This window comes from Streptomyces sp. SID5469 (assembly GCF_009862865.1).
Lineage (GTDB): Bacteria > Actinomycetota > Actinomycetes > Streptomycetales > Streptomycetaceae > Streptomyces > Streptomyces avermitilis.
Genome location: NZ_WWIN01000001.1, coordinates 6,897,424 through 6,910,010 on the forward strand (window position 1 = coordinate 6,897,424; position 12,587 = coordinate 6,910,010).

The 12,587-nt window shown below is 71.1% G+C and carries 10 protein-coding genes; 4 read left to right on the forward strand and 6 right to left on the reverse strand.

Translation table 11 applies throughout. The features are described 5' to 3' along the window. Positions 1 to 42: 42 nt before the first annotated feature. Positions 43 to 1,065 carry a sugar ABC transporter substrate-binding protein gene (locus GTY58_RS29770; RefSeq protein ID WP_010987106.1) on the reverse strand — a complete coding sequence of 341 codons (1,023 nt, stop codon included), beginning with the start codon at positions 1,063 to 1,065 and terminating at the stop codon, positions 43 to 45. Positions 1,066 to 1,372: 307 nt separating this feature from the next. Here GTY58_RS29770 and GTY58_RS29775 point away from each other — a divergent pair, with 307 nt between their 5' ends. From GTY58_RS29775 to GTY58_RS29785, 3 genes are all read left to right on the forward strand, one after another. Next, on the forward strand, positions 1,373 to 2,335 hold the full coding sequence (locus tag GTY58_RS29775) for a carbohydrate kinase (RefSeq protein WP_010987107.1): 963 nt from the start codon (positions 1,373 to 1,375) through the stop codon (positions 2,333 to 2,335). A 94-nt stretch (positions 2,336 to 2,429) separates the two neighbouring features. Beyond that, positions 2,430 to 2,723: an antibiotic biosynthesis monooxygenase family protein gene (locus GTY58_RS29780; RefSeq protein ID WP_010987108.1), complete on the forward strand. Its 294-nt coding sequence runs from the start codon at positions 2,430 to 2,432 to the stop codon at positions 2,721 to 2,723. Between the two features lie 132 nt (positions 2,724 to 2,855). After that, positions 2,856 to 3,425 (forward strand): hypothetical protein, encoded by a 570-nt coding sequence (locus tag GTY58_RS29785; RefSeq protein ID WP_010987109.1) that lies wholly within the window; start codon positions 2,856 to 2,858, stop codon positions 3,423 to 3,425. Between the two features lie 152 nt (positions 3,426 to 3,577). Here the strand turns inward: GTY58_RS29785 and GTY58_RS29790 are convergent, their stop codons facing one another. The 3 genes from GTY58_RS29790 to GTY58_RS29800 all read right to left on the reverse strand — a co-directional run bounded on the left by GTY58_RS29790 (position 3,578) and on the right by GTY58_RS29800 (position 6,023). Continuing rightward, a complete protein-coding gene (locus tag GTY58_RS29790) occupies positions 3,578 to 3,826 on the reverse strand; it encodes a hypothetical protein (RefSeq protein WP_010987110.1) in 249 nt (82 codons plus the stop codon). Then, a complete protein-coding gene (locus GTY58_RS29795) occupies positions 3,823 to 5,157 on the reverse strand; it encodes a S8 family serine peptidase (RefSeq protein WP_010987111.1) in 1,335 nt (444 codons plus the stop codon). Before GTY58_RS29795 ends, GTY58_RS29790 begins: the two co-directional genes overlap by 4 nt. 233 nt (positions 5,158 to 5,390) lie before the next feature. Further along, positions 5,391 to 6,023, reverse strand: coding sequence for a phosphoribosyltransferase (locus GTY58_RS29800; protein ID WP_010987112.1), 633 nt, complete (start codon positions 6,021 to 6,023; stop codon positions 5,391 to 5,393). 345 nt (positions 6,024 to 6,368) lie between these two features. On the opposite strand from GTY58_RS29800, the gene GTY58_RS29805 reads away from it, so the two are divergent. Continuing rightward, positions 6,369 to 7,250 (forward strand): alpha/beta hydrolase, encoded by an 882-nt coding sequence (locus GTY58_RS29805; RefSeq protein WP_037645495.1) that lies wholly within the window; start codon positions 6,369 to 6,371, stop codon positions 7,248 to 7,250. A gap of 4 nt (positions 7,251 to 7,254) precedes the next feature. On the opposite strand, the gene fxsT is transcribed toward GTY58_RS29805, so the two are convergent. Both fxsT and GTY58_RS41735 read right to left on the reverse strand, forming a co-directional pair. Beyond that, complete coding sequence (fxsT, locus tag GTY58_RS29810) at positions 7,255 to 11,199, reverse strand: FxSxx-COOH system tetratricopeptide repeat protein (protein ID WP_010987114.1); 3,945 nt, start codon at positions 11,197 to 11,199, stop codon at positions 7,255 to 7,257. Further along, the gene (locus GTY58_RS41735; RefSeq protein WP_010987115.1) at positions 11,196 to 12,530 is read right to left on the reverse strand and encodes a TIR-like protein FxsC; all 1,335 of its coding nucleotides are present in this window, start codon (positions 12,528 to 12,530) and stop codon (positions 11,196 to 11,198) included. Before GTY58_RS41735 ends, fxsT begins: the two co-directional genes overlap by 4 nt. Positions 12,531 to 12,587: the final 57 nt, after the last annotated feature.

Sequence of the window (12,587 nt, forward strand, 5' to 3'; positions counted from 1 at the left end):
CTGAGGGGAGGGGCGGTGTCGCGTACGGGCCTAGGGGGCGGCTCAGCCCCAGCAGTTCTCCAGGCCGTAGCCGGTGTCCTTCGCCGTGACGCCGTCCTGCGCCTTGTCGGTGATCAGGGTGACGCCGGTGTCGGTGTAACCGGACGCCTTCTTGCCGTCCTTGGCGTACGTCACGACGGCCTTGACGCCCTCGGCGGCCATCTTCAGCGGGTACTGCTGCGACGTCGCGGCGATCTTGCCGTCCTTGACGGCCTGGGTGCCGGTGCAGCCGCCGTCGACGGAGACGATCAGCACGTCCTTCTCCCGGCCCTTGGCCTTCAGCGCGGTGTACGCGCCCAGGGCGGCCGGTTCGTTGATGGTGTAGACGACGTTGATGCCGGGCGCCTTCTGCAGGCAGTTCTCCATCGCGGTCTGGCCCTTGGCCTGGTCGCCGCCGGTGTCCTGGGCGCACACGACGTCCTTGTCGGTGGCGCCGAAGCCCTTCAGGAAACCGTTGTGCCGCTGGACGCCGACGGAGACGCCCGGCGCCAGGTCGAGGGCGGCTATCTTCGCCTTCTTGCCCTTCATGACGGCCTTGGCGTACTCGCCGATCAGCTGGCCGGCCTTGAGGTTGTCGGTGGCGAAGAGTGCGTCGACCGCGCTTTCCGGCTCGGTCGGGGTGTCCAGGGCGATGACCAGGACACCCTTGGCGCGGGCCTTCTGAATGGCGGGCACGATCGCCTTGGAGTCGCTCGGGGTGATCAGGATGCCCTTCACCCCGGCGGCGACCATGTTCTCGATGGCGGTGACCTGCCCGGCGTTGTCCCCGTCGAACTTGCCCGCCGCGGTGGACAGTTGGACACCGTTCTCCTTGGCGGCCTTCTCCGCGCCCTCCTTCATCTTCACGAAGAACGGGTTGGTGTCGGTCTTGGTGATCAGACCGACCTTGACGCTGCCCGAGCCGGAGCTCTTGGAGCCCGAACCGGAGCCGGAGCCGGAGCCGCAGGCCGTCAGAGTGAGGGCCGCGACGCCCGTGACCGCGGCGGCTCTGAGGAGCGAGGAGGACAGGCGAGTGGTGCGAGACATGATCGACTCCTGTGGGATAGCGGGCGGCACGGGGTTGGGATCAGGACACGCCGCCCGGGGTGTCATCGTTGACTTATGTCATCGTTGACACTGCCTGGCGAGGATGATGGACTCCGGATCCAGGCAACGTCAATGCCTTCCACTCGTCACAAATCGGCAACGTCCGTAGCCGTGGTCTCCGTGCGGCAGGTCTCTGGCCGCGTCGCCGCGAGGCCCCATGCCCGACCTTTCAGAGCCGTTCAGAGCCATTCAGAGTCGTTCAGAGCCGTTCCGATCCGTTTCGAGCCTTGCCGAGAGAGAGCAGCCCATGAGCCCGCGTCAGATCACTGTTCTGGGAGAGTGCGTCGCGGACGCCTTCACCGAACCGGCAAACGCCTCGAACGAACTTGCTCTGCGGGTGCTGCCTGGCGGCGGACCCGCGAATACGGCGGTGGCCCTGGCCAGGCTGGGCACGCCGGCCCGCTTCCTGGCGCGGCTGTCCGGGGATGTGTTCGGCCGCCTGTTCCGGGCCCACCTGGAGGAGTCCGGCGTCGACCTGTCGTACGCCGTCGCCGCCGCCGAGCCCAGCACGCTGGCCGTGGCGGAGCTGGATGCCACCGGGCAGGCCGCGTTCTCGTTCCACGCGCAGAACACGGCCGACTGGCAGTGGACTCCAGGGGAACTGGCGGGGGTGGATCTGTCCGAAACGGCCTGTGTGCACACCGGGTCGCTGGCGCTGGTCCGTGAACCCGGCGGGGCGGCGGTGGAGGAGTTCCTGGCAGCGGCGGCTCCGCGGGCCACCATCAGCATCGATCCCAACGTCCGGCCGCTGCTGGTGCGCCCCGAGGTCTACCGCGCCCGGCTGGCGCACTGGTGCGCTCTCGCCGACATCCTGCGCCTGAGCGAGGACGACCTGGAACTCCTCCTGCCGGGCACCCCGCCCGAGCAGGCGTGCGACATCTGGCATGCCGCGGGGGTGCGGCTCGTCGTGATCACGCTCGGCGCCGGCGGCGCCCTGGCCTCGCTCGACGGCGAACGACTGCGGGTGCCCGCTGTGGCCACGCGGGTGGTCGACACGGTCGGCGCGGGGGACTCCTTCACCGCCGGCCTGCTGCATCACCTCGGCGCCCGCGGACTCCTCGGTGGCCGGCTGACCGATCTCGGTCTCGACGAGGTCGCGGAAGCCTGCCGGTTCGGTGCCCGGGTCGCGGCCCTGACCTGCTCGGTCGCCGGTCCCAATCCGCCGTGGCGTGACCAGTTGGCACAGCTGACGACCGCCGGTGGCGCCTGACGGTGAAGCCGGACAAGGCCGTCGTCCGGCACCTCGACTCCGCCGACAAATGACGCCCTCAAGTGACGCCCACAACTGACAAGGACACGAGACCGTGAAGAAGACCCTGCTCGCCGAGTTCACCGCCCGCGAGGGAGCGCAGGACGAGGTTGCCCGCCTGATCGGCGACTACGCCCTGAAGGTGCGCGAGGAAGAAGGCAACATCACCTTCGACGTCTACACCAAGGCAGCCGCCCCGCGCGCCTACTGGATCTTCGAGGTGTACCGGGACGAGGACGCCTTCCAGGCGCACCTGAACGCCCCGTACGGCGGCCCTTTCAACGCCGCCCTCATTCCGCTGATCGAAGAGGACGCCTCGGTGCTGACCTTCCTCGATCCGCTGGCGTGACGACGTCGGGCACGCCTCACGCGCGTGACGAGCGGTCGAGGCCGTTGACATCACAAGACAGGCACAACGCCCCCACAGGGCTTTCACGCGACGCATGATGATCCCTCAGCACGCGTCAGTCCTGGGGGTACTTTGCACGCCCGCACCACCATCTGCGCCGTCGTTCTGCTGCTCGCCGCCACCGCTTGCGCAGGTCCCGGCCACACCGACGAGCCGGATGCCAGGCCGAAGCAGGCCACGGCCAAGCCCGTACCCGCCGCCGGGGCGCTCAAGATCGGCGTCGGACACCACTGGAGCGACACGGACACCGACGGCAGCCACATCAGTGGCACCACGACCGTCATGGGCTACACCCAGCCGGCGAAGGGCGCCACCCTGTCCGACGACGTCACCGACGTCCCGCACCCCGTGTGGGCCACCCTCGACGTCCGGCTCTGCGCCGACGCGACCAGCACCACGGTGATGGCTTCCCAGACACCCTGGTCCCTCGGCTTCCCCGACGGGACCCGGGGCCGGGCCCCGCTGTTCAGCGGATCCGGCGTGCCGAAGCCTGAGTACCCCACCGGAAGTGCCGCCGTGCGGCCCGGCTCGTGCCTTCGCGGGAAGATCACGTTCGCTGTCGAACGGGGCACCCGTCCCGACCAGGTGATCTACGACGTCGAAAGCCGCGACCCCGTCGGGTGGGCTGTGCCCGCGGCATGACAGCAGGACGTCGCGATCGATGCCGTGAGCGGTCGACCCGTCCGGTGGTAACCGGGCCCGGACCTGTGAGGTCCACTCGCGCAGCGTCTGCGAGAGCGGTGCGACGGAACGAGATCGACGCCCCGGGCTCGGGCCCGGGGCGTCTCCTTGGGTCACTGGATCGGGGCGTCGGGCGGGGGGAGGTGGACGGTGCGGTCCCTGTCGACGGATTCGATGCCGGCGACCGCCTTCAGGGCCGGGATCCGGTCCTCCGCGATGGTGCCGGAGAGCGTGCCGAGGATCGCCTGCTCGCCCGTGACCGTCAGCCCGGCCCCTCGCGCGGCCTCGACCACCTCCGCGAACCGGTCGGGGTCGACCGAAAGGATGACCCCGACCGGCCCGGAAGAGGGCGACTCGCTCACGGGGCCTGGAGCAGGCCCGAGCCGACGTCCCTGACGGGCTGCGTCAGCGGGAACGCACTGGACAGCAGACTGGCCTTGAGATCCTCCGCAGAGGCGTTGGGGGCGGCCTGGGCGAGCAGCGCGAGGACACCCGCGACGTGCGGTGTGGCCATGCTGGTGCCCGACATCGACTGGTACCCGCCGCCAGGGGCCGCCGAGTGCACGGCCCTGCCGGGCGCGGCGATGTTGACCTCGCCGCCCTGGCCGTTGATGCCCGCGGAGGAGAAGGACGACACCGTGAGTGCCCTGTCCAGCGAGGCCACCGCGAGGATGGAGGGACAGTTGGCGGGTCGGCCGACCGGCCTGATGGCCTGGGGGCGGCTGCTTTCGTTGCCCGCGGCGGCGACGATCACTGTCCCGCGCTGGAGCGCACGCTGGGCCAGCTGCTCGTAGGTCTGGGGGAAGAGCTCACCCGGCTGGACCGCGGCGCCGAGCGACATGGAGATCACCCGCGCGCCGTGGGCGACGGCCCAGGCCATGGCCGCCAGGATCTGGCCGTCGGTACCGCTGCCCGCGTTGCTGAGCACCTTCGCGGCGAGTACCCGGGCCTCGCTTGCCACGCCGTAGCGGGGCCCCTGCTGGGGACTGGCCGGACCGGCGGCGGTGCCGATGCAGTGCGTGCCGTGGCCATGGCCGTCCTCGACGGTCTCGCCGGGCACGAAGGAGACCGTCTCGTCTATGCGCCCGGCGAGGTCCGGGTGGTCGGTGTCCACGCCGGTGTCGAGCACGGCGATCTTCACACCGCGCCCGGTCAGGCTGGACATGTTGGCCCGGATCGCCTGGAGGCCCCAGGTCCAGTTCCGCTCGTCCCAAGCCGGGCCCTGGGCCGCGGCGATTTCGGCCTTGGTGTGGCGTTCCACCACTCCCTCGTCGCTGCGGTAGGCCGGGAAGAACGCGGTCGGCGCCTGCTGGGGAGCGGTGATCACCGAGGCGTAGACCATGCGCTCCGGCTCGGCCGCGATGATCGAGGGCTCCGCCTCGGCCGTGGTCACCAGCGCGTGGCGCTGGTCGGGCCGCACTTCGACGACGGCGGCGCCCAGTTCTTCGAAGAGCACCGAGACGTCGGGGCGCTCCAGGAGTTCGGCGACGTTCGCGGCGTCGGTCCCGCGTATACGCTCCACCGGCGCGATGTCGGCGGAGGCACGCAGGGCCTCCAATCCGCTCTCCTGGTTGCTCTGGTCGAGCAGGATCACGTACCGCCCGGTGTACTCCGCGCCCCGTCCCGTGAAGGGGGCATCGGGCCGATCCGGCTGCTCGCCGAAGGCGCGCCTGTCCATGGGTCCGTTCGCCATTGAATTTCCCGCTTTCTGTGCGCATCCCCCGGTTCGTGGACGCGCGCCGACTCACGGGGTGCCGGGCGCCAAGGATGGTGGGGCGCGCTTCAGCCGTGTATCGACGCGTGGTGCCGTCGCCGGCAAGGCTGTCCCCTGCCAGGCCGCTACTTCGGCAACGCCCCCTGGTACACCGTCGCACCGGGTACGGGGGCCCGCAACACAGCGTCGCCGCGCACCGGCAGAGCCCGGCGTCAGCGCAGGGTGTCGATCACCTCGTCGTCGGAGAGCTGCTCGAAGTCCTCGTACCACTCTCCGACGGCGTAGAAGAGTTCCGGCTCGTAGAGGCAGATGACGTCGTCGGCCTCCTCGTGCAGCGTCTCGACGGCGCGGGAGCCGACCGGTACGGCGAGGATCAGGCCGGCGGCCCCCTGTCCGCGCAGGTGACGAAGGGCGGCCCGGGCGGTGACACCGGTGGCGAGTCCGTCGTCCACGAGGATCACGGTGCGGCCGCGGATCCGCGGCGCGGGGCGTCCGGCGCGGTAGCGCTCCTCGCGGCGGTGGACCTCCGCCCGCTGATCGGCCACGGCCTGAGTGAGCTGCGCCTCGGTGAGCCCCAGAACGGCGAGCGAGCTCTTGTCGAAGAACGGCGGATCGTCGCCCGCGACGGCACCGATCCCGGACTCCGGACGGCCCGGCGCTCCGATCTTGCGCACCACCAGCACGTCCAGCGGGGCCTTGAGGGCGTGGGCGATCTCGGCGGCGACGGGGACACCGCCACGGGGCAGGGCCAGGACGAGCGGGTCGGTCAGCTCGCCCTTCTCCGCCCGCCTCAGGAGTTCGGCGGCCAGCTCCCGGCCGGCCTGCCGGCGATCCCGGAAACGCATGACACCCGCCTCCTCCCGGCCCGGGTTCCCCACCGGTGGGGGGCCAAACGACGGGGCCGAACGACGGGGCCGAACGACGGGGCCGAACGAGGGGGCCAAGTGACGGGACCGAACGACGGTACCGGCGGGCGGCGCCTGAGGCGATGCCACGTACCGGACGCTCCCGTGATCTCCGCCGATCTCCGCCGTGAGCATCCGTGCGGGGGCCGTCGTCAAGTGGCCTGATATGGAGCCGTATCGACCTGCCGGTTCGTTTCATGGGTCTGCCCCTTGGGCAGGCATCGGGCAGCGTGTTCTCGGCCCATGGGCCGAGGGAGGGGGAGCGCTGTGCAGACTCAGACGCGCATGCTCGACCAGGTCCGGACGACGGACGGACGACTGCTCAAGGTCGAGATCTCGGGGGATCCACGCGGCCGGCCGGTGTTCCTGCTGCACGGCATGCCCGGCAGCCGCGTCGGCCCCCGGCCTCGCCCGATGTTCCTCTACCAGCGCGGCGCCCGCCTGATCAGCTACGACCGCCCCGGCTACGGGGGCTCGGACCGCAAGGCGGGCCGCCGCGTCGCCGATGTCGTCCAGGACGTGGCCGAAGTCGCGGACGCGCTGGAGCTGGACCGGTTCGCCGTGGCCGGGCGCTCCGGCGGGGCGCCGCACGCGCTGGCCTGTGCCGCGCTGCTGCCCGACCGGGTCACCCGGGCCGCCGCCCTGGTCACGCTCGCCCCGCGGGACGCGAAGGGGCTCGACTGGTTCGCGGGCATGGCCCCGTCCAACGTCCATGAGTTCCGCACCGCGTTCAACGATCCCGAGCGGTTCGTGGCCCGGCTCATCCCGCGCTCGGCCAAGATCCGCAGCAATCCGGCACGGCTGCTCGAAGAGCTGCGCGGCGACCTGACGGCCGACGACCGGCAGATCGTCGCGGACGGCGCCATCCGCTCCATGCTGCTGCGCAACTACCACGAGGCGCTGCGCAGTTCGCCCTACGGCTGGGTCGACGACGCGCTCGCGCTGACCGGCCCCTGGGGGTTCGACCCGGCCGACATCCGGGTGCCGGTGCTGCTGTGGCACGGCGCGCAGGACGTCTTCTCGCCGGCCGCGCACTCCACCTGGCTGGCCGGCCGTATCCCGCGCGCCACCGCGGTCCTCGAACCCGCGGCGGCGCACTTCGCGGCCCTGCGTGCCCTGCCGGCGGTCCTGACCTGGCTCCTGGCGGACGCCGCGCGGCAGGGCTGAGGGCTCACACCGCCAGCGGCTCCAGGTCCCGGTAGATCCGCCGCTCATGCCCCGTCAGCTGGATGATCCCGTTGTTCTCGCCCAACTGCCGCCCCTGGCGGTTCAGTTCGGCCAGCGTCTCCTCGCGCAGCCGGCGCGCCTCGTCCGTACGGCCCAGGGCGCCCAGCGTCAGCGCGCAGTTGCTGACCACGGCCAGGGTCTCCGGGTGCTGCGGTCCCAGCACCGTGCGCAGGGTGTCCATGGCCCGCTTCTCCAGCGCCCAGGCCTCCTCCAGACGGCCCTGATCGGCCAGTACGTTGGCGAAGTTGGCCTCCGTGAACAGGGTGTGCGGATGCCGGTCGCCGAGCACGTCCGACATCCTGGGCAGTACCTGCCGGAACACGGCCTCCGCCTCGACCGCGTCCCCGCAGCCCCAGTGGAAGATGCCCAGGTTGTTCAGCGCGGCCTGGGTGTAGGGGTGTTCCTCGCCCGGCACCTTCATGTACTCGGTCAGCGCCTCCTTGGCGACCTCGCGCGCCGCCTCCCGCTCGTCGGCCGCGTACAGGTCGGCCGCCATGTTCAGGTCACAGGCGAGCGAGTCCGGGGTGTGGGCGTCGTACTGGGTCCGGTACTGGGCGCGGGTCGCCGTCGTCAGCCGGCGGGCGTCCTCGAGGCGGCCCGTCCTGCGCAGTGACACGGCGAGGGACTTGGCGCAGCTCAGCGTGCCGGGGAAGCCCTTGCCGAGGATGCGCTTGTGGGCGTCGTACGCACGCGACAGCAGGGACACCGAGTCCTCGTACCGGCCGACCTCGCGCAGGTCGCGCCCCAGGCGGCCCGCCGAGGCCAGCGTGTACGGGTGGTCGGGGCCGAGCACCTCCATACGGCGGTCGTAGGTGTCCTGGTCGAGGGAGCGCGCGTCGCCGTAGCGGCCGACCATCCGCAGCGCGAGGGCGAGGTTGTTGGCCGCGCTGAGGGTGCGCCGGTGGGATTCGTGGAAGATCTGGCTGAACCCGTCGTGCGCCTCGCGCGCCAGTTCCACCGCCAGGGTGTACTCGCCGAGCGCGGCGAGGTCGCTGGCGAGGCTGGACATGGTGACGTACGTGTGCGGATGTGCGGCCCCGAGCACCCGGCGCTGCTGCTCGAGCAGCTCGGTGTTGATCGCCCGGGACTCCACGTAACGCCCCTGGGAGCGCATCACGTTGGCGAGCTGGCAGCGCAGATACAGGTACTGCACGTCCTCCTCGCCCAGCAGTGGCTTCCAGTGTCCGAGCAGGTCCTCGGCGAGCTGCTGCGCCGCCGGGAAGTCACCGCGCTTCCACAGGTAGCGGACGCGGTCGATGAGCAGACGGCGTGGTTCGTTCTCGGTGCAGTTGCGGACGTCGGAGGCGCTCAGGTGCGGCCAGATGACGCCGAACCGCGGCCAGGTCTCCGGGTCGTCGATCGGCTCGTCACCGTCCGGCCGGGCACCGGCCAGGACCGTGTGGACGACGTGCCGGGCGTGCCGCTGCTCCTCCTGCGTCAGCTGCGAGCGGATCACCGCCTGGACCAGCCGGTGCACCTGGATGCTGTTGCTGACCTGGTCGACCTTGGCGAGCGCGAAACGGGCGATCTCCCGGATGACCCGGCCGAGGAGCAGGCTCTCCTGGAGGGTGGGGTCGACCTTGCGCAGCTCGTCGATCATCTCCTTGCTGTAGAGCAGATGGGAGGAGATCGGCTCGGGCGCCAGGAACGCGCACAGTTGCAGCAGCCGTACCGAGGCGGGCGAGCGGTCCTTGAGGCGGGCGATGGAGATGTTCCAGGTCGCGGCCACCGTCTCGGGGTAGTCGGCGGGCTGGTTGAGGTCGAGGACGTCAGTGGTCTGCTCGGCCAGCTGTCGCAGATAGTCCTCGATCGGGGTGGCGGTCTCGGCCAGCCACGCCGCCGCCTGTTCCACGGCCAGCGGCAGGTCGCCCACCGCGGTCGCCACCCGGTCGGCCTCGTGGGCGGTGAGCCCCGGCGCACGGCGGGAGAGGTGCTCGATGCTCTCCTGGCGCAGGAACACGTCGACGGGCAGGGACTGGCCCTGGGTCGCCCACGCCTGGTTGCGGGAGGTGACGAGGATGTGCCCGCCGCCCCCGGCCGGGAAGTAGCGGGTGAGCTGCTCGGGGTTGTCGGCGTTGTCGAAGATCAGGATCCAGCGCTTGGTGGGCACCCCGCGGGCGAGCATCTGCACGGTCTCGCGGCTGACCAGGGCCATGTCCTCGCCGCCGGGCGCGCCGATGCGGGCGCCCAGCTCGGCGAGCGAGGCGACGACGTTGTCCACGGACTCGGCGGACGTCCACCACACCAGGTCGTAGTCGGCCATGAACCGGTGCACGTACTCCAGCGCCACCTGCGTCTTGCCGACGCCGCCGAGGCCGGTCAGGGCCTGCGGCTGCGGAAGCACGACGGACATGCCGGAGCGCAGCTGCTCGCGGACCTGCGTGAGGATGACGTTGCGGCCGGTGAAGGTCTGGTTGCGCTGGGGGGCGTTCCAGGTGGCCGGGGTGCTGCCCGGGAAGCGGGGGGCCGCCGGGGCGCCGTCGGTGGGCTGGGCGGGCAGCTCCAGGGCGCTGAGCAGGCCGGCGACGCACTGGGCCTCTTCGAGGCGGTGCAGATCGACGGGCTCGTGGGCGAGGTAGGAGTCGGGCAGCCGCACCTCGTCGACGCGCAGCGGGACCAGCGCGGGGTGGGCGCCGTCCGGGTCGCCGCCGGTGAAGGCGCGCCAGACGTCCTCCCCGTACCGGGACTTCTGGAAGGCGTTCGACAGCAGGACGAGCGCGCGGGTCGCCGCGTCGGGGCGTTCGACCGGGCCGGCGGACACGTCGTACAGCGTGACGTTGCAGCCGGAGTGCTTGAGGACGGCCTCGATCCAGTCGGCCCACATGCGGTTCTCGGCCGCGTACGCGACGACGACGTCGGCCGCCGTGGTCAGCGGCCGGCGCCGGGTGAACGCGTCCAGGCAGCGCAGCCGCACCGGCTCGGGCACCGGCGGCAGCGAGGCGACCTCGCCGTCGGAGATGACGTTGGTCAGCCGCTCGAACGCCGACAGCAGCGAGTTGGCGATCCCGCTCTCGTCGCCGACCGTCGCGAGTGTCTCCTCGTACGCGTAGTAGGGGCGGTACGGGATCTCGACGGCGCCCCAGTACTGGGACAGCTCCTCGGGGCTGAGGTCCTCGCCGCCGAGGCCCTTGGGCAGTCCGTCGAACTTCAGCCGGGCCAGCGCCCGTCCGGCGTCGACCTTCTCCTTCTCGCCCTCGTCGATGCGCATCGGCACCGGCAGCACCCGGATCTTGCGCTTGCGGTAGCCGTCCTCGACGCTGCGCGCCACGGCCGCCGCGCCGTCCAGGGACTGGTCGCTGAGCGTGAAGCAGTCCACCAGCATGTCGGGCATCTGGATGGTGCAGATGTCGGCGTTGTCGGACAGGCCGGTGCGGGAGTCGATCAGGACGTACTCGTACGACGCCTTCATGTCGTCGCGCAGCGCGTCCAGGAAGAGACCGCCGCCGAGCCGCTCGTAGAAGTTGTCCCACTCGAAGGAGGACACGGTCGCCGAGTACGAGCGGTCCTGGCGCCCGGCGGAGAGGAAGTCGAGCGAGCCGCCCTTCGCGAAGCGCAGACCGTGCCGCTCGGGGGTGAGTGAGACGGCGTGCTGCTCGACGTGGGCGTACTCCTGGTGCCAGGCCCCGGAACGCTGGCTGCCGCTGGTCGCGGCCCAGGCGTACTCGTTGATGATGTCGATGATCCCGGAGGTGGCCGCGAGCGCGTGGGGGTCGAGGAACGGGCGGAAGAAGCGGTCCAGGCCCGGCGCCTCCAGGTCCCAGTCGACCGCCAGGACCCGTTTGCCGTTGGCGGCCAGGATCCACGCCGTGTTGGCGAGGGCCATCGTGCGCCCGGTGCCGCCCTTGTACGAGTAGAACGTGATGATCCGTCCGTCCTGCGCGGCCGTCATGCCTCTCCTCCGTTGTCGGGTCCCGCGTCCGGGGGCTGCGGGTGGATGGGGCCCATCAGTCGGGGCCTGGGCAGGTGGGGGCCCGAAGGCGGATGGGCTTCCGCGTGTTTCAGGTACTGCCGGGTGGTGTGGGCGACCACGGCCGGGAGCAGGTCGATGAAGGTCTTCAGGGTGGGTACGCCGGTGACGGCCATCCGGCAGTCGGTGCGCCGGCCCCGCTCAAGGATCAGCGGCAGGGTGCGGTCCAGCTCCTCGGTGAGCTGGCGGCCCTCCTCGCCGTGGCACTGGAGGTCGGCGCGGTTCCAGGGCACGATCGCGCTGACCCAGGGCCGGGCGCCCGCGTCGAACTCCTTGAGTCTGTGCCGCCGTTCCTCGTCGAGGAGCGCCCAGCGGTCGACGAGCAGGATGCCGGGGCGGGTCGGCGGCACCTTGTCGGCGGCGTCCTCGCCGTCCTCGGTGACCGAGGCGGCCGGGATGTCGCCGGTCGGGTCCTCGTCGTCGAAGGAGGAGACGGTGGTGCGGTAGTCCAGCGAGCGGATCAGCTCCTCGGCCAGTGAGGGGAGCGCCCGGGTGGACTCCGAGTGGTACGGGTTCCAGTCCTGGGCGTCCTCCCCGTAAGGGCGGGCGTCGCGGTGCTCGGGGATGGTGTCCCGGGTGGGTGCGGCCACCGTCAGATGTATGCGCCGGGGTCCCTCGCCGCGCGGTTTGAAGGCGCTGGGCGTGGACTCGTAGGGGCGGGGCCGGCTGGAGGGCAGCGGGGAGTCGTGGGCGACCTGCACGATGCGCTGGGCGAGACCGAGGACGGTTTCCTTGTACTCGTCGTGAAACCGGTTGAGTTTGATCAGACCGTAGAATCCCTGGGCCGCGTAACGGTCCCCGAAGGCGGCGTGGTCCACGTGTATGTGCCTTACGGAGTCGGGGAGTTGGCTGTATTCGACGTGTGTCCACAAGGCCGGCACGATCGCGGGCACCGCCCCTGAACCGGTGGCGCGGGCCCGCAGGATCCTCTCGTGGAAGGCGAACCACTCGCGCCCGCACATCTCGCTGGTGAAGTACCTCGGCGAGAACAGGGGTACGAATACCCGGCAGGTGGCCAGGTTCTCGCTGAGCTTCTCCGGCCAGCCGTCCCCGGAGCGCATCTCCCGGTCCATGAAACCCGCGGGTGCCCCGCCCGGCAGATCGGTGAGCGCCATGATGTCGTTGCACAGGTCGGCGAACAGGACGTGCACCCAGTGGTCGGGGTTCGGGCCGCCCGAACCCCAGGACGGCGTGTGGGCATAACTGAGAAAAAAGTACGGCCTGTTGTCCGAAGTCCGTTCAACTGCGTCCACGCGCCCCCCTGCCCATGAAGCCCCGCCTCACCCCGTCGAAGGCGTCATCTGGCCGGA

Bases quoted from the DNA above. Each gene is read 5' to 3' on its own strand.
- GTY58_RS29770 (WP_010987106.1), bottom strand. From the start codon at position 1,065: ATGTCTCGCACCACTCGCCTGTCCTCCTCGCTCCTCAGAGCCGCCGCG.
- GTY58_RS29775 (WP_010987107.1), top strand. From the start codon at position 1,373: ATGAGCCCGCGTCAGATCACTGTTCTGGGAGAGTGCGTCGCGGACGCC.
- GTY58_RS29795 (WP_010987111.1), bottom strand. From the start codon at position 5,157: ATGGCGAACGGACCCATGGACAGGCGCGCCTTCGGCGAGCAGCCGGAT.
- GTY58_RS29800 (WP_010987112.1), bottom strand. From the start codon at position 6,023: ATGCGTTTCCGGGATCGCCGGCAGGCCGGCCGGGAGCTGGCCGCCGAA.
- GTY58_RS29805 (WP_037645495.1), top strand. From the start codon at position 6,369: ATGCTCGACCAGGTCCGGACGACGGACGGACGACTGCTCAAGGTCGAG.
- fxsT (WP_010987114.1), bottom strand. From the start codon at position 11,199: ATGACGGCCGCGCAGGACGGACGGATCATCACGTTCTACTCGTACAAG.